The organism is Pseudomonas sp. IT-P218 (genome assembly GCF_949767605.1).
Classification (GTDB): Bacteria; Pseudomonadota; Gammaproteobacteria; order Pseudomonadales; family Pseudomonadaceae; genus Aquipseudomonas; species Aquipseudomonas putida_AE.
Map to the genome: position 1 here is coordinate 93,731 of NZ_CATKQQ010000022.1, position 16,653 is coordinate 110,383.

Consider the following 16,653-nt stretch of genomic DNA (forward strand, 5'->3'; position numbering starts at 1 on the left):
ATATGCGTTCGATATGGTTTTGTATTGGCTGGGCCGGCCTCATCGCCAGCAGGCTGGCTCCCACAGGGGATTGCATTCCAATGTGGGAGCCAGCCTGCTGGCGATGGCGTCAGTAATGTGTACGCAAAGCCAACTGCCTGATCGCCTCAACCACCGGCGCCACCCGCTCACCATGCCCCGGCGGCCATACCGCATACAGGTTGTAATGCGCCGCAATCTGCGCCTCGTTCAACACCACCAACCGCCCGCTGCGCAAGGCATCGGCGGCCAGCAAACCGCGCACCAGCCCGGCACCAACACCCGCTTCAGCCGCGGCAATCAGGTTCGCCGCATTGTCGAACACCACCCGTGCCGAAGGCTCGACCGCAGGCAAACCCGCCGCATCCAGCCACGGAATCCACGACCGTCGCGTATAGCCCAACAGCGGCAGTTCAAGGATCTGCTGCGCACTCAACGGCAGTTGCACACCATGGCGTTCCAGCAGTGCCGGCGCAGCCACCGCCATCACCCGATCCCCGCAAATCTGCGTCATCTCGCAGTCTTCCCAGTCGCCATAACCGTAGCGCAAGGCCAGGTCCACGCGTTCGAACGCACTGCGATCCGAGCGCGGCATCGACAGCAACACCACCTCATGCTCGGGCAGCAGATCCAGCAACTGCGGCAGGCGCGGATTGAGCCAGCTCTGGGCCAGCTCACTGTCGACATCCAGGGTCAGTCGCTGCGCCACGCTGCGGTTTTTCACCGAAGACAGTGCCCGGTCGATCTGCGCCAGGCCGTCGGACAGCACACTGGCGAACAGTTGCCCAGCGTCGGTCAGGTTGCTGCCGCCGCCTTCGCGCACGAACAGTGGCTGGCCGATGAAGTCTTCCAGGGCGCGGATCTGCTGGCTGATGGCGCTGTGGGTGAGGTCGAGCTTGCGCGCAGCGCTGGAGAAGCTGCCGCTGCGGGCTGCCTGGATGAAAGCACTCATGGACTGCACCGACGGGTATCGCTTGTACATGCTGTTAGTCCTACTTACACAGGATGGCAGAAATCGTCGCTGGCCCGATTTTCCCAAGGCTCCCAATAATCGAGTACCAGGCCTGCACAAAGACGGGCCGCTCTCTTGGAGCCTGACAATGATCGAATTCACGGTAAACGGCGAACGACGCGAGCTGGTAGAGACTTCGCCCTCCACGCCCTTGTTATGGGTGTTGCGTGACCACTTGAAACTCACCGGCACCAAGTTCGGTTGCGGCATGGGCCTGTGCGGTGCCTGCACCGTGCACCTGGACGGTGTCGCGGTGCGTTCCTGCCAGTTGCCGGTCGCCGCCGTGGCGGGGCACAGCATCACCACCATCGAAGGCTTGTCGCCCACCGCACAGCATCCGCTGCAACTGGCCTGGGTTGCCGAAGATGTGCCGCAATGCGGCTACTGTCAATCCGGTCAGATCATGTCCGCCGCCGCGTTGCTCAACACCGGGGCGGCGGTCACCGACGATTCGATCCGCAATGCCATGTCCGGCAACCTGTGCCGCTGCGGAACCTACGGGCGGATCAACAAGGCGATCAAGCGAGCGGCGTCTGCGCCGAAGGAGGCGTGATGACGATCTCTCAGGTGAATCTTTCGCGTCGTGTGTTTCTCAAGCAATCGGCGACCGTTGCGTCCGGACTGGCCGTCGCGTTTTACCTGCCTTCGAGCATGGCTGCGACGGCCCCTGAAGCCCCGGCACCAGCCGGCGAGTTCGAACCCAACGCCTGGGTACGCATCCTGCCTGACGGCACGGTGAAACTGGTGGTGCACAAGCACGACTCCGGTACCGGCACGCATACCGCGCTGGCCGCGTGCGTTGCCGAGGAACTGGACGTCAACCCGATGACCGTGCAGGTAATCTCGCCGGAGGATCCGTTTTTCGACACCTACATTCACCCGATCTGGAAAGTCTTTTCCACGGGCGGCAGCACCAGCGTGTCGCTGGAGTACGACCGTCTGCGCATGGCCGGCGCGACGGCGCGTTCGCTGTTGATCACGGCGGCGGCCAGACAGTGGAAGGTCAGCCCCGACAGCTGCAGTACCGAAGAAGGCCGCGTCGTTCATGCGCCGAGCAAACGCAGCCTCGGCTACGGCGAACTCGTGGGCGTCGCCGCGCATTTGCCGGCGCCGGCCAAGGTCACGCTCAAGGACCCGGCGCAGTTCAAGTACATCGGCAAGCTGCGGCACAAGCGCGATGCCCAAGCCAAGGTCTGCGGGCGCTTCGAGTACAGCATCGACGTGGTGCTGCCGGGCATGTTGGTGGCGGTGATTCAACGGGCTCCCGTGGTGGGCGCGAATGTGGTGTCGGAGGACAGCGCGGCGGCGCTGCAAGTACCGGGTGTGCGCAAGGTGATCGAGGTGCCGGGTCGGCCCGATGTCCTGGGCGGTAACGTCGCGGGTGTGGCGGTGTTGGCGGACAACTACTGGGCCGCGCACCAGGGGCGCGAATTGCTCAAGGTGCAGTGGAGCGACTCGCCGCTGACCGGATTCGACAGCGATGAACTGGTCAAGGCCCAGGCAGCGGCATTGACTGACAAAGGCGCGCAACGGGTGTCCGCCATGGCCGCCGGGGATGTGAGCGGCCAGTGGCCGAACGCCGCGAAGCTGCTCGAAGCCGATTACCGCATGCCCTACAAGGTGCAGAATCCACTGGAGCCCATCTGCATCACCGCACAGGTCAAGGACGGCGCCATCACTTACTGGGGTGGGGTGCAGGTGCCGTCGTCGGCGCTGGAAGCGGCGCAAACGGTGTGCAGGATCGCCAAGGACAAGGTCACCATCAACGAGATGGTGTCGGGCGGCAGTTTCGGTGCGCGGGAGGCCAAATACTGGCTGTTCGAAGTGGCTTACCTGGCGCAGCAGGCCAGGGTGCCGGTGAAACTGATGAACAGCCGCGAAGACGAAATGTGTTCATTGTTCATGCACCCGGCCACGCTGCATCGGGCCAAAGGAGCGCTGAATGCTCAGGGCCGTCTGACCGCGTTGCAGCTGGAGGCGGTCTCGCCAGCCTCGCCGGAACAGTGGGAGCCAGGCTATTTCGAGCGTCCGGACAAGATGGACTACAGCACCACGGAAGCCATCACCGCCTGGGATTTCGCCTATCGCCCGGCCAACCTCGACCTGACCTGGGTCAGGCACGAGAGCCAGGTGCCCAGTGGCTGGTATCGCTCGGTGAGCTTCATTCCCAATGTGTTCGCCGTAGAGAGCTTCATGGATGAGCTGGCCCATGGCGCAGGGCAAGACCCGTTGGCCTTCCGCCTGGCCAACATGCAGGACCGGCCACGGCATGTCGCCGTGTTGAAAAGCGCCGCCGATCGTGCCGGTTGGGATCAGCCGCTGCCCGATGGCACGGCGCTGGGGATCGCCACCAATCAGGGTTACACCAGCTTCATCGCCATCGTGGCGCGCGTGTCGAAACAGGACGGCGCCATCAAGGTCGAGAAGCTCACCTGCGTGGTCGATTGCGGTCTGGCGGTGTCGCCCGGCGGTGTCGAAGAACAGATCTACGGTGGCTTGATGTGGGGCCTCGGTCATGCCCTGTTCGATCGACTGGACATCAAGCAGGGCAGGGTGGTGCAGAGCAATTTCCATGACTATCGGGTGACGCGCATGTCGGACATGCCAGAGGTCGACATCCTGTTGGTCGAGGGCGATCCGGCCAAGCCCGGGGGTGTCGGTGAACTGGGCAGCCCATCGGTGGCCCCGGCCATCGCCAATGCGCTGTTCAGCCTGACCGGGGTGCGGCAGCGCTCTACACCGCTGAACCTGGGATAACCGGCATGGACTTGCGACTGCTGCGTTACTTCATGGCGCTGGCCGAAGAGCTGCATTTCGGCCGGGCCGCCACCCGCCTGCACATCTGCCAGCCGCCACTGAGCCAGCAGATTCGATTGCTGGAAGAGGAACTGGGCACGCCGCTGTTCGAGCGCAGCCACCACCGGGTCGAGCTGACCGCCGCCGGGCAGATGCTCAAGGAACAGGCGCCGCTGGTGTTCGAGCAGCTCAACCGTGCCCTCGACCTGACGCGGCAAACCGGCCGCGGTCAGTTGGGCGAGCTGGAAATCGGCATGATCAGTTCGGTGATGGTCGGGGTGTTGCCACGGGCCCTGCACCTGTTTCGCGAGCGTTACCCGCAGGTGAACTGGCGCCTGCATGAAATGACCCCTGCCGCACAGGTCAAGGCGCTCAAGGAAAAACGCATCGATGCCTGTGTGTTCCGGGTCGGCTATGACGATCCGCAACTGCGCAACGAGCTGCTGATCTACGAGCCGATCCGGGTGGTCATGCCACTCGACCACCCCTTGGCCCGCCGCGACAGCCTGGCACCGGCGGACCTTGCCCAGGAGCCGTTCGTGGCGCTGGAACTGAAGCAGTCGCGGTTTGCCGACTTTCTTTACCAGTGCTGTATCCAGGCCGGCTTCACACCGCAGATCCGCCAACAGGTGATAGAAGTGCAAACCTTGCTCAGCCTGGTCAGGGCCGGCTTTGGCGTGGCACTGCTGCCGGCGTCCATCGAGCAGTTGGCACCCGCCGGGCTGGTATTCCGGCGCCTGACCCCGGCGTTGCCGGAGGTGCCGTTGTACGCCACATACCGGGCGGACGATGATTCGCCGGTGCTCAAGCTGTTTCTCGATACGCTGCGTGAACTGGTCCTCCAAGACCGCGATGGGCAGGCTGCACGATCATGAACGCCTGTGGTCGTAATCTTCACAAAGGCACTACACGTGGAGATCCAATGAGCCAGGACGTCTTGACCCGGGAAACCAACCGCCGCCAGTTGCAGCAGATCATCGCCGGTCTGTCCGACGGGGTGATTCTGCTCGACCCCGACCAGAGCATCCTGTGGGCCAATGACGCGGCGCTGGCCATGCACGGAGTCGCGCAGGTCAGCGAACTCGGTGCCGATGCCAAGGCGTACGCCAAGCGTTTTGCCTTGCGCTATCGCAACCATCACCCGGTGCCGGCCGACAGCTACCCGATCAACCGGGTGGCGCGGGGCGAGACGTTCAGCGATGTACTGGTGGAAGTGACGTCGGTTGTGGACGAAGAGCGCACCTGGGTCCATAGCGTACGCAGCATGGTGTTGGCCGACAGTGAGGATGAGCCGGAATCGCTGGTGTTGATCATGGACGACGTCACTGACTGGGCCAGCGCCGAGCAACGCTTCGAGAAAACCTTTGCCGCCAACCCGGCACCGGCGGTGATCTGCCGCCTCAGCGATTTGCGCTACATCAAGGTCAACCCCGGTTTCCTCGAAATGACCGGTTACTCCCGCGACCAGGTGATCGGCACTTCGACCTATGAACTGGATGTGCTGGAGCAGGCGGAAAAAAAGGAACTGGCCAGGCAGCGCCTTCTGGAAGGTGCGACCATACCGCAGATGCAGGCCGAGTTGCGTTTGTCCGACGGTGGCAGCAAGCAAGTGGTAGTGGCCGGCCAGCCGCTGGAGCTCAATGACGAAGCCTGCATGCTGTTTTCCTTTGTCGACATGGAGCCCCGGCACAAGGCCGAGGTCGCCCTGCGCCAGAGCGAGGAACGCTTTGCCAAGGCGTTTCGCCTGAGCCCGGTACCGATTCTGGTGTGCGGCGCCAGCGATCAGGTGGTGATGGATGTGAATGAGGCGTTCCTCGTTACCCTCGGCTACGCCAACGAGGAAGTGCTCGGCAAAACCATCGTCGAGATTGACTTCTTCCATGACAAAGGCGCGCGGACACGGCTCTTTACCGCCCTGGAGAAAGCCGCAAGCCTGGACCGCGTTGATATACGCGTGCGCAGGAAAGACGAGGAACTGATCGATTGTGTCGTTTGTGCCGATACCGTGAACATCCAGGACAGCCCTTGCTATCTGCTGGTGCTGATGGACATCACCGAGCGCAAGCGCACCGAGCTTGAGTTGCTGTCGGCCATTGAAGAGGTGATGAAAGACGCCTCGTGGTTCAGTCGTACGCTGATCGAGAAACTCGCCAACGTGAAGCACGTCAAGTCGCCGCAGTTACCCAGCGTGTCCTTTACCGACCTGACGGCCAGGGAGCGCGATGTGCTGGAATTGATCTGTGAAGGCCTGGCGGACAAGGAGATCGCCGCGCGCCTGAAACTGGCACCCAATACCGTGCGCAATCACGTCGCGACGGTGTATTCCAAGCTCGATGTGCACAGTCGCAGCGAGGCGATAGTCTGGGCGCGCGAGCGTGGGTTGTTTTCAAGTGCATGGGGTCCGAAGGGCCAGCGTTAAGGTGCAAATGCACTAGTCGCCGGGGTGCAAATTCAGGTTCTGGCAAGCAGGAGGTAAACCTTAGGCTAAGAGCGGGCGAATGACAGTTTCGGAGCATTCGTCTGCCTTGAACCGCAAAAGGAACAGCCATGCTTATTACCCGCACCATTGATTGCCGCACCGGGCTATCGCAATGATCCAGGTGTCCCAGTTGCGCACGCAAATCGAGCGGACCTTTTCGCCCCTGGCCTGTGAGTGCAACGTCAGCGGCGATCATTCGCTAACCATCAAGCTCTACCACCCGGTGTCCGGACAAGTCGATCTGGTGGTCAGCGGTTTGAACGTGGCGAGGTTGCAGTCCCCCGAATCAGTGGCCGCGCTCCTCGAAGAACTGCGCTACGAGTTGCAAAGCAACAGCCTGCAACGACCAGACCCGGTAGTGTAGGAATTGTCAGGTTTGCCCTGCCCGGATGACTGAATACGCGATAAAAATGGACAGAAGTGATATTTCTGCGACCACCCGTGAACTTTACGGCGGTGTTCTGTTGTCACAGAAATGTGTCCATCCTATTCGCGGGTCATCCTATGAAAAGTCTTGGGAAACGCATTTTTGCACCACTGTCGCTCTGTGCAATCATTCTCGGCGGCTGCAGCAGTCCGCCACCGCCACCACCTGCCGCGCCACCGCCACCGCCTGAAAAGACCTGCCAGACCTCCGATAGCACCCAGGTAATGGGCGATGTGCGGGCGGAAGGGCAGGTGACGCGCGAAACCACCGTGACGCGATGTGTCACCCAGTAACCCGAACGACGATGCCCCCCTGTAGGAGCTGCCGCAGGCTGCGATCTTTTGATTTTGCTTTAAAGAACAAGATCAAAAGATCGCAGCCTGCGGCAGCTCCTACAGTGTGGGTGTGATTCGGGAAGTCAGCGTCAGGACAGGAAGCCGCCATCCACGTTCAGCGAAACGCCAGTGGTGTAGCTCGATGCATCGCTCGCCAGGTACAGCACTGTGCCGGCCATCTCGCTCGGATCAGCCACGCGCTTGAGCGGGATCTGCTGCAGCGCGGTGTTGAGGATCGCCTCGTTCTTCACCAGCGCCGAAGCGAACTTGGTGTCGGTCAGGCCCGGCAGCAGGGCGTTGCAGCGGATGCCGAACTGTGCGCATTCCTTGGCGAAGACCTTGGTCATGTTGATCACTGCGGCCTTGGTCACCGAGTAGATGCCCTGGAAAATACCCGGCGACACGCCGTTGATCGAGGCCACGTTGATGATGCTGCCGCCGCCGTTTTCGCGCATCAGCTTGCCGGCTTCCACCGACATGAAGAAATAACCGCGGATATTGACGTCGACGGTTTTCTGGAAGGCGCTGAGGTCGGTGTCCAGCACGTTGCAAAACTGCGGGTTGGTCGCGGCGTTGTTGACCAGGATGTCCAGGCGCCCGAACTGTTCCTTGATGCCGGCGAAGACCTGGCTGATCTGTTCCATCTCGCCGATGTGGCAGGCGATGGCAGTGGCTTTGCCACCGGCGGCGATGATCGCGTCGGCCACATGCTGGCAGCCTTCGAGCTTGCGGCTCGAGACGATCACGTGGGCGCCTTGCTGGGCCAGCAGTTTGGCGATGGCTTCACCGATGCCGCGGCTGGCGCCGGAGACGAAAGCGATCTTGCCGTCGAGGTCGAACAACTGAGTCTTGGACATGGTTTTTCCTTGTTATGGAGCCTGAATCGCGGTTTGTAGGAGCCCGGCTTGCCTGCGAAGGCGTACTTGAGGCCGCCTTCGCAGGCAAGCCTGGCTCCTACAAGTGCTGTGTTGTATCAGAGGCTGGATTTCTGGATGACCTGCAGGCTCATCTGCTCCAGCAGTTTGTTCATGTGAATGAACTGCGCGAAGCGTTTGTCCTGGGTCTGGCCATGGTAGAAGCGGTAGTAGATCTGCTGCACGATGCCGGCCAGGCGGAACAGGCCGTAGGTGTAGTAGAAGTCGAAATTGTCGATCTTGATGCCTGAACGCTCGGCGTAGTAATCGACGAACTCGCGGCGGGTCAGCATGCCCGGTGCGTGGCTGGGCTGGCGGCGCATCAGCTGTACCGGCGCCGGGTCATCGGCTTCGATCCAGTAGGCGAGGGTGTTGCCCAGGTCCATCAGCGGGTCGCCCAGGGTGGTCAGTTCCCAGTCGAGCACGCCGATGATCTGCATCGGATTGTTCGGGTCGAGGATGACGTTGTCGAAGCGGTAGTCGTTGTGCACGATGCTGGAGGTCGGGTGATCGGCCGGCATCTTGTCGTTGAGCCAGGCTTTCACCGCTTCCCAGTGCGGCGCGTCGGGGGTCAGGGCTTTCTCGTAGCGTTCGCTCCAGCCTTTGATCTGCCGTGCCACGTAGCCTTGCGGCTTGCCCAGGTCGCCCAGGCCGTAGGCGTTGTAATCGACCCGGTGCAGCTCGACGAACTTGTCGATGAAGCTTTTGCACAGGGCTTGGGTTTTCGCCGAGTCCAGCCCCAGTTCCGGCGGCAGTTCGGAGCGCAGGATGATGCCGTTGACCCGCTCCATCACATAGAACTCGGCGCCGATCACCGCTTCGTCGGTGCAGTGCACGTAGGCCTTCGGGCAGTACGGAAAACCGTCGCGCAATTGATTGAGGATGCGGAATTCGCGGCCCATGTCATGGGCGGACTTGGCCTTGTGCCCGAAGGGCGGCCGACGCAGGACGAATTCCTGTTCCGGGTATTCGAGCAAATAGGTGAGGTTGGACGCACCGCCCGGGAACTGGCTGATCCGTGGCAGGCCGCTCAGGCCCGGAATGTGGGCCTTGAGGTAGGGGTCGATCAGGCTGGCATCGAGTTCTTCGCCGGTGCGGGTGCGGGTGGATTGGTCAGTAAGCGCCATGCTTATCCCTTCTGCTTATTCTGGTGGCCTGAAACTATTGGCTAATCTAATGCGCGCACCCGGCACCCACAACCTCCGCCCGCCCTTATAGGTGAGCGTGTTGCCGGACAATCATTGCTTTTGATACACCTGTTTGAATTGTCCGGCTAGACGGCCTGGGTCACGCCCTTCGGCAGCTCGATGGGGGTCAGCACCGGCTGGCCGGAAAAAAACGCCACGAGGTTACGGCCCACCAGTTCCACAGTGCCCTGGGTGGCCTCGGGGGACAGTCCGGCTACGTGCGGGCTGAGGATGACGTTCGCCAGGGCCTTGAGGGCATCCGGCACCTTGGGCTCGGCATCGAAGACATCCAGGGCGGCGCCGGCGATGCGCCGTTGCTCGAGCGCGCTGATCAGGTCGGCGGTGACCACCACGCTGGCCCGGGCGATGTTGACGAAAAAACCGTTGGGGCCGAGGGCCTCGAGTACCTGCTTGTTGATCAGGTGCTTGGTGCCCAGCCCCCCCGGGGTGGCGACGATCAGGAAATCCGAGGCCCGGGCCAGTTCAGTGGGTGTCGAGCAGAACTTGTAGGGTACATCGCTGCGGTGCTGGCGGTTGTGGTAGCTCACGCTCATGTCGAAGCCCGCGCCGGCACGTTTGGCGATGGCCATGCCGACCGCGCCGAGGCCGAGAATGCCCAGGCGCTTGCCGGCGAGGGAAGGGCGCATGATTTTCGGCCATTCACCCCGGCGTACGGCGGCATCGCAGCGGGGGATGTCACGTACCAGCGCCAGCAGCAGCGACATGGCATGGTCCGCGACCGAGGAGGCGTTGACCCCGGCGCCATTGGTGACGGTGATGCCCCGGTCGGCGGCGGCTTGCAGGTCGACCTGTTCATAGCCCGCGCCAATCACGCAGATGATCTTGAGGTTGGGCAGGGCGGCGATTTCATCGCCGTACAGGCCGAGCGGGCCACGGGTCAGGACCGCATCGATCTGGCCACTGTGGCGGCTGATGGCCTCGGCGCGCTCGGCGGGCGTGGGCGCCAGGATCAGGTGAAAGCCCTGGCGTTCGAGAATGGGCAGGTAATCATTGATGGTTTCAACCAGTACCAGAACGGTTGCAGGCATGCTTTGCTCCTGTGGGCAACGAAACGTCGGGCTCGAAAGTCGGTTGAGAGTGCTGGCTGCGAGGCAGATTGGCAACAGCCATGCTCCTCAGTGTAGGAGCTGGCGCAGCCTGCGATCTTTTTTGATCGCACCGAAATTTCAAATCGGAGCAGGGGGGTCTGTCAGGAAGGTCTGTGCCGCCTCGAGGATTTCCTCCGACAGGGCGTCGCCGCGGGTAGCCCGTGCCAGTGTCAGTGCGCCAACCATCAGCGAATATTGCACCAGCGCCTGCTGCCGGTTTTGCGTGGCATCGTCCGAGTCCATCAGGTTGCCGAAGGCCTCGAGCAGCCGGTTCAGGCCGGCCATGAAGGGTTCACGCAAGCTGCTGTCGGTGGGTTCGTGGCACATGTCGCCGGCAAAGGCCACCACCGGGCAGCTTTCACCGGGATTGTCGCGGCTTTCGATCGAAAGGTAAGGTTCGATCAAGGCTCGCCGCGCCTGCGCTTTGTCTTCGCCGGTGATCCGTTCGCGCCATTTCGCCCCCACCTCCTTGAATGCCCGCTCGCTGGCCTCTCTGGCCAGCGCTTCCCTGGATTCGAAGTGGCCATAAAAACCGCCATGGGTCAGGCCCGCCGCCGCCATCACGTCGACGACGCTGATCCCGTGCAGGCCGCGTTCGCGAAACAGCCGGGTGGCGGCCTCGACGATGATTTCGCGGTTGAGGTCGGCTTGTTTGCGGGAAACGCGGGGCATGGGCGGCTCACAAGGTCTATGGGTTGGCTGTCAGAGGGCGTACTGGGCGATGCCGTTGCCGAACGACCAGTTCTCTTTCTTCACTTCCACCAGATTAATGAAAACATCTTCCAGGCGCACGGCCAGTTGCGTGTTGAGGTTTTCGACGATGGTTTTATACAGCAGCTTCTTCTGCTCCAGGGTTCGGCCTTCGCTCAGGGTGATCTGGATGACCACCAGGGCGTCGGTGCGCTGGATGCCCAGGTATTGGGGGTCGAAGATGAAATGCTGTTCGTCGTGTTCGGCGAGGATCTGGAAGTTATCGTTTTCCGGCACGCCAATCGCGCTGCGCAGGGCGGCGTAGATCTGTTGGCCGATACGTTTGGCGTAGGTGGGGTCCTGCTGTTTTTTGAGATCGACGCGAACCAGTGGCATGGGAAGACTCCGGAAGGTGGGCAGGTTCATTTAAAATACATGATGGATGACCTTTATCAAACCGATCATACGATCGCGCGATGAAACGCCATATGTAGGAGCCGGCTTGCTGGCGATTGCGTCGGTGCGATCGACGCATGGCTTGAGGGCCAATCGCTGGCAAGCCAGCTCCTACAGGGGGAGAAAACGCCAATCTGGCACCACCGTTCCTCACCTAAGTCTTTGCTTCTGTTAATTAATCCTCCAGAATCGCGCCCCTGTTTCGGCCAGGGCGCTGCCTGTCGGGTATTCCGACGCGTTCTGGCCGGGTGGCAAGTGACCGGAATGTGGAGATCCCACCGGATGAATGATCAGGCCAATAGCGTTAACGAACGCTTTGTAGCAGCGACACCCGCAACGCTTTCGAGCTGGAATCGCCAGGACACCACCTGGATGCTGGGCCTGTTTGGCACGGCGATTGGTGCGGGCACCCTGTTTTTACCGATCAACGCGGGCCTGGGCGGTTTCTGGCCGCTGCTGGTGCTGGCGCTGCTGGCGTTCCCGATGACCTTCTACGCACACCGCGGCCTGACCCGCTTCGTGCTGTCCGGCCGTGAAGGCGCGGACATCACCGAAGTGGTGGAAGAGCATTTCGGTCTCAAGGCCGGCGCGTTGATCACCTTGCTGTACTTTTTCGCGATCTTCCCGATCCTGTTGATCTACAGCGTGGCCCTGACCAACACCGTGGGCAGCTTCCTCGAACACCAGTTGCACATCATGCCGCCACCGCGTGCGGTCCTGTCGTTGGTGCTGATCCTCGGCCTGCTGGCCGTGGTGCGCTGCGGCGAGCAGGTGATCGTCAAGGCCATGAGCTTGATGGTCTACCCGTTCATCGTGGCCTTGCTGTTCCTGGCGGTGTTCCTGATTCCGCACTGGAACGGCGGCATCCTCAGCACGGCCAGCACGCTGCCTGAGCCGTCGGCGTTGCTGCACACCCTGTGGCTGGCGATTCCGGTGATGGTGTTCTCGTTCAACCATTCGCCGATCATCTCGGCGTTCGCCGTGGACCAGAAGCGTCGTTACGGCGAACACGCAGAGGAACGCAGCTCGCAGATCCTGTCCCGGGCCCACGCCTTGATGGTGGTGATGGTGCTGTTCTTCGTGTTCAGCTGCGTGCTGACCCTGTCGCCGGCACAACTGGCCGAGGCGAAAGCACAGAACCTGTCGATCCTGTCGTACCTGGCCAACCACTTCAGCAACCCGACCATCGCCTTCGCGGCGCCGTTGATTGCCTTCGTGGCCATATCCAAGTCGTTCCTGGGCCACTACATTGGCGCCAGTGAAGGTCTCAAGGGCCTGATCGTCAAGAGCGGCAAGCGTCCGGCGGCCAAGACCCTGGACCGCATCGTGGCGGCGTTCATGCTGGTGGTGTGCTGGATCGTCGCCACACTGAACCCGAGCATCCTCGGCATGATCGAAACCCTGGGTGGCCCGGTGATCGCGGCGATCCTGTTCCTGATGCCGATGTATGCGATCCGCAAGGTGCCGGCGATGGCGCGTTATCGTGGCCAGGCTTCCAATGTGTTTGTAGTTGCGGTGGGTCTGGTGGCGATTTCGGCGTTGATCTACTCATTGAGCGCGTAATGTAAAGATCAAGAGATCGCAGCCTGCGGCAGCTCCTACAGGGACAAGTGAGTCCTGTAGGAGCTGCCGCAGGCTGCGATCTTTTGATTCAAGGGCATAAAAAAACGCCGCCCCTCTCACGAGGGGCGGCGTTTTTCATTGCGTTGCAGCGTTAGGCTTGAACGACCGGGATGTTGGCGTTCGCAGCAGCTTCACGGAACTCGGCAATCTGGTCGAAGGACAGGTAGCGGTAGACATCGGCCGCCATGCTGTCGATCTTGCCAGCATACTCCATGTACTCCTCGACGGTCGGCAGGCGACCCAGGATGGAAGCCACGGACGCCAGCTCAGCCGAAGCCAGGTAGACGTTCGCGCCGTCACCCAGACGGTTCGGGAAGTTACGGGTCGAAGTCGACACGACAGTCGAGTTCGGCTCTACACGTGCCTGGTTACCCATGCACAGCGAGCAGCCCGGCATTTCCATGCGCGCGCCAGCCTTGCCGTAGATGCCGTAGTAGCCTTCTTCGGTCAGTTGGTGAGCGTCCATCTTGGTCGGCGGCGACAGCCACAGACGGGTTGGCAGCTGACCCTTGACCTGTTCCAGCAACTTGCCGGCAGCGCGGAAGTGGCCGATGTTGGTCATGCAGGAACCGATGAACACTTCGTCGATCTTCTCGCCAGCAACGCTGGAGAGCAGGCGAGCGTCGTCCGGGTCGTTCGGAGCGCAGAGTACTGGCTCCTTGATGTCGGCCAGGTCGATCTCGATGATTTCGGCGTACTCGGCGTCCTTGTCCGCTTCCATCAGTTCAGGGTTGGCCAGCCAGGCTTCCATCGCCTGGGCACGACGCTCCAGGGTACGGGCATCGCCGTAGCCTTCGCCGATCATCCAGCGCAGCAGGGTGATGTTGGACTGCAGGTATTCAGCGATCGACTCTTTCGACAGCTGGATGGTGCAACCGGCAGCCGAACGTTCAGCCGAGGCGTCGGACAGTTCGAACGCTTGCTCGACGGTCAGCTTGGGCAGGCCTTCGATCTCCAGGATGCGACCGGAGAAGGCGTTTTTCTTGCCTTTCTTCTCTACGGTCAACAGGCCAGCCTGGATCGCGTAGTAAGGAATGGCGTGAACCAGGTCACGCAGGGTGACGCCTGGCTGCAGTTCGCCCTTGAAGCGAACCAGCACCGACTCAGGCATGTCCAGCGGCATGACGCCAGTGGCGGCGGCGAACGCCACCAGGCCGGAACCGGCCGGGAACGAGATGCCGATCGGGAAACGGGTGTGGGAGTCACCACCGGTACCGACGGTGTCTGGCAGCAGCATGCGGTTCAGCCACGAGTGGATGATGCCGTCGCCCGGACGCAGGGAAACGCCGCCGCGGGTCATGATGAAGTCAGGCAGGGTGTGGTGGGTGGTCACGTCGATCGGCTTTGGATATGCCGCGGTGTGGCAGAAGGACTGCATCACCAGGTCGGTCGAGAAGCCCAGGCACGCCAGGTCTTTCAGTTCGTCACGGGTCATTGGACCGGTGGTGTCCTGGGAACCCACGGTGGTCATCTTCGGTTCGCAGTAGGTGCCCGGACGAACGCCGGTCACGCCGCAAGCCTTGCCGACCATTTTCTGCGCCAGGGTGAAACCCTTGGTGCTTTCAGCCGGAGCTTCTGGCTTCTTGAACAGGGTCGAAGGTGGCAGGCCCAGCTCGGTACGAGCCTTCTCGGTCAGGCCACGGCCGATGATCAGCGGGATACGGCCGCCAGCACGTACTTCGTCCAACAGCACCGGGGTCTTCATTTCGAAGGTGGTGAGGACTTCGTCGGTGCCGTGCTTGCAGACTTTGCCAGCATGAGGGTACAGGTCGATCACGTCGCCCATGTTCATGTTGGAAACGTCGAATTCGATTGGCAGTGCGCCGGCATCTTCCATGGTGTTGTAGAAGATCGGAGCGATCTTGTTGCCGAAGCAGAAACCGCCGGCACGCTTGTTCGGCACGTAAGGAACGTCGTCGCCGAAGAACCACAGCACCGAGTTGGTCGCCGATTTACGCGAAGAACCGGTACCGACCACGTCGCCCACGTAGGCGATCGGGAAGCCGGCGTTGCGCATTTCTTCGATCTGCTTCATCGGACCGGTGACGCCTTGTGCGTCCGGCACGATGCCGTCGCGCGCCATTTTCAGCATGGCCAGGGCGTGCAACGGGATGTCCGGACGGGACCAGGCATCCGGAGCAGGGGACAGGTCGTCGGTGTTGGTTTCGCCGGAGACCTTGAACACGCGCAGGCTGATCTTGTCGGCCAGCACCGGGCGCTTCACGAACCACTCGCCGTCAGCCCAGGATTGCAGCACGCCTTTGGCGTGTACATTGCCGTTCTTGGCTTTTTCAGCGACGTCGTGGAAGGCATCGAACATCAGCAGGGTGTGCTTGAGTTCTTCGGCGGCCACTGGCGCCAGTTCGGCGTCGTCCAGCAGGTTCACCAGGGTCACGATGTTGTAGCCGCCCTGCATGGTGCCGAGCAGTTCCACAGCGCGCTTCTTGTCGATCAGGGGGGAGGTGGCTTCGCCTTTGGCGATGGCGGACAGGAAGCCGGCCTTGACATAGGCTGCTTCGTCCACTCCAGGCGGAACGCGATTGGTGATCAGGTCAACGAGGAATGCTTCTTCGCCAGCCGGGGGATTCTTCAGCAGCTCGACCAGGCCTGCAGTTTGTTCGGCGTTTAGCGGCTGGGGAACGATACCCAGTGCTGCGCGCTCTTCGATATGTTTGCGGTAGGCTTCAAGCACAGTTATTACCCTCATCAGTGGTCCCAAATGGGTGTCCGGGACGCTCATCCCGAAATTGCCGTACTCATGCGCTGCATGGCGTTGTGAGCCACTTAGCCAGAATTACCGACAATTCCTTACAGAAGCTGCTTTCAAAGTTTTACGCCTGCAGAACGGGAGCTGATGAGGGTTGGCGCTGGGCTTTTCCCCGCTGGAAAAACCCTTCGCCAACACCGCTCTGAAGGAACGACTGTGCTCGTGACGCTTTGAAAACAGCTTCTAACGGACATTGGCGCCTAAAAAGGCAGGCTGATTCTACGGCAAAAAAAAATTAAAGGTAAGTTGGCTCATGAAACTTTGAGGGGTGATCAATGTTAGACAAAGGGCTAACATGCCATCCTGTTTTGCTTTTCGCGTTCTGCCTACCTATGCCCAATCAGACCATCAAGACCCCCTGCGTCGGCCTTTGCTCCACCGTTTACGGTGATCTGGTGTGCCGTGGCTGCAAGCGTTTCCACCACGAAGTGATCCGCTGGAACGGCTACAACGAGGAAGAAAAACGCGCCGTATGGCTGCGCCTGGAGCAGTTGTTGTCCCAGGTGATGGCCGCCAAGGTGGAAATTTTCGATCCGGCGCTGCTCAGGAGCCAGCTGGAACAGCGCAAGATCCGCTTCGTGCCGCATCAATCCGAGTATTGCTGGGCCTACCAGTTGATCGCCCGGGGCGCCCGGGTGATCAACAATCTGGAAGCCTACGGGATGGTGCTGTTGCCGGAATTTCGCGACTGGAAACTGCCGGAACTGCGCGATGCCATTGATCGGGAATTCTTTTTGCTGTCTGAGGCGCATTATCAGCGCTATATCGCGCCCGGGTTTCTGAAAGACGCCTTTGGCGCCTGAAAAGATCGCAGCCTGCGGCAGCTCCTACAGGGGAATG

The 16,653-nt window shown here is 61.4% G+C and carries 14 protein-coding genes; 7 read left to right on the forward strand and 7 right to left on the reverse strand.

Annotated elements, in window-relative coordinates:
• Positions 1-109: 109 nt before the first annotated feature.
• Positions 110-1,000 carry a LysR substrate-binding domain-containing protein gene (locus ACM6I6_RS14610; RefSeq protein WP_274076327.1) on the reverse strand — a complete coding sequence of 297 codons (891 nt, stop codon included), beginning with the start codon at positions 998-1,000 and terminating at the stop codon, positions 110-112.
• A gap of 118 nt (positions 1,001-1,118) precedes the next feature.
• On the opposite strand from ACM6I6_RS14610, the gene ACM6I6_RS14615 reads away from it, so the two are divergent.
• The 5 genes from ACM6I6_RS14615 to ACM6I6_RS14635 all read left to right on the forward strand — a co-directional run bounded on the left by ACM6I6_RS14615 (position 1,119) and on the right by ACM6I6_RS14635 (position 6,669).
• A complete protein-coding gene (locus ACM6I6_RS14615) occupies positions 1,119-1,583 on the forward strand; it encodes a (2Fe-2S)-binding protein (RefSeq protein WP_323606003.1) in 465 nt (154 codons plus the stop codon).
• Positions 1,583-3,787 (forward strand): molybdopterin cofactor-binding domain-containing protein, encoded by a 2,205-nt coding sequence (locus ACM6I6_RS14620; protein WP_414920104.1) that lies wholly within the window; start codon positions 1,583-1,585, stop codon positions 3,785-3,787. The genes ACM6I6_RS14615 and ACM6I6_RS14620 overlap by 1 nt, the downstream gene beginning before the upstream one ends.
• A gap of 5 nt (positions 3,788-3,792) precedes the next feature.
• On the forward strand, positions 3,793-4,701 hold the full coding sequence (locus ACM6I6_RS14625; RefSeq protein WP_323627140.1) for a LysR substrate-binding domain-containing protein: 909 nt from the start codon (positions 3,793-3,795) through the stop codon (positions 4,699-4,701).
• Positions 4,702-4,748: 47 nt separating this feature from the next.
• A complete protein-coding gene (locus ACM6I6_RS14630; protein WP_323606000.1) occupies positions 4,749-6,245 on the forward strand; it encodes a helix-turn-helix transcriptional regulator in 1,497 nt (498 codons plus the stop codon).
• A 172-nt stretch (positions 6,246-6,417) separates the two neighbouring features.
• A complete protein-coding gene (locus ACM6I6_RS14635) occupies positions 6,418-6,669 on the forward strand; it encodes a DUF1652 domain-containing protein (RefSeq protein ID WP_323627142.1) in 252 nt (83 codons plus the stop codon).
• Between the two features lie 487 nt (positions 6,670-7,156).
• On the opposite strand, the gene ACM6I6_RS14640 is transcribed toward ACM6I6_RS14635, so the two are convergent.
• The 5 genes from ACM6I6_RS14640 to ACM6I6_RS14660 form a co-directional block, all read right to left on the reverse strand.
• Positions 7,157-7,924, reverse strand: coding sequence for an SDR family oxidoreductase (locus ACM6I6_RS14640; RefSeq protein WP_414920105.1), 768 nt, complete (start codon positions 7,922-7,924; stop codon positions 7,157-7,159).
• 116 nt (positions 7,925-8,040) lie between these two features.
• Positions 8,041-9,108 (reverse strand): phosphotransferase family protein, encoded by a 1,068-nt coding sequence (locus tag ACM6I6_RS14645; RefSeq protein WP_274076333.1) that lies wholly within the window; start codon positions 9,106-9,108, stop codon positions 8,041-8,043.
• A gap of 146 nt (positions 9,109-9,254) precedes the next feature.
• Positions 9,255-10,217 carry a 2-hydroxyacid dehydrogenase gene (locus ACM6I6_RS14650; protein WP_323605991.1) on the reverse strand — a complete coding sequence of 321 codons (963 nt, stop codon included), beginning with the start codon at positions 10,215-10,217 and terminating at the stop codon, positions 9,255-9,257.
• Positions 10,218-10,355: 138 nt separating this feature from the next.
• Complete coding sequence (locus ACM6I6_RS14655) at positions 10,356-10,949, reverse strand: TetR/AcrR family transcriptional regulator (RefSeq protein ID WP_414920106.1); 594 nt, start codon at positions 10,947-10,949, stop codon at positions 10,356-10,358.
• A 30-nt stretch (positions 10,950-10,979) separates the two neighbouring features.
• Entirely contained in the window at positions 10,980-11,363 is a 384-nt protein-coding gene (locus tag ACM6I6_RS14660; RefSeq protein ID WP_323627145.1) for a tautomerase family protein, read from the reverse strand.
• A gap of 342 nt (positions 11,364-11,705) precedes the next feature.
• Here ACM6I6_RS14660 and ACM6I6_RS14665 point away from each other — a divergent pair, with 342 nt between their 5' ends.
• Positions 11,706-12,986, forward strand: a complete 1,281-nt coding sequence (locus ACM6I6_RS14665; RefSeq protein ID WP_323605985.1) for a serine/threonine transporter — start codon at positions 11,706-11,708, stop codon at positions 12,984-12,986.
• A gap of 151 nt (positions 12,987-13,137) precedes the next feature.
• Here the strand turns inward: ACM6I6_RS14665 and acnB are convergent, their stop codons facing one another.
• Positions 13,138-15,738: a bifunctional aconitate hydratase 2/2-methylisocitrate dehydratase gene (gene acnB / locus ACM6I6_RS14670; protein ID WP_274076361.1), complete on the reverse strand. Its 2,601-nt coding sequence runs from the start codon at positions 15,736-15,738 to the stop codon at positions 13,138-13,140.
• A 407-nt stretch (positions 15,739-16,145) separates the two neighbouring features.
• On the opposite strand from acnB, the gene ACM6I6_RS14675 reads away from it, so the two are divergent.
• A complete protein-coding gene (locus ACM6I6_RS14675) occupies positions 16,146-16,616 on the forward strand; it encodes a DUF1289 domain-containing protein (protein WP_414920107.1) in 471 nt (156 codons plus the stop codon).
• Positions 16,617-16,653: the final 37 nt, after the last annotated feature.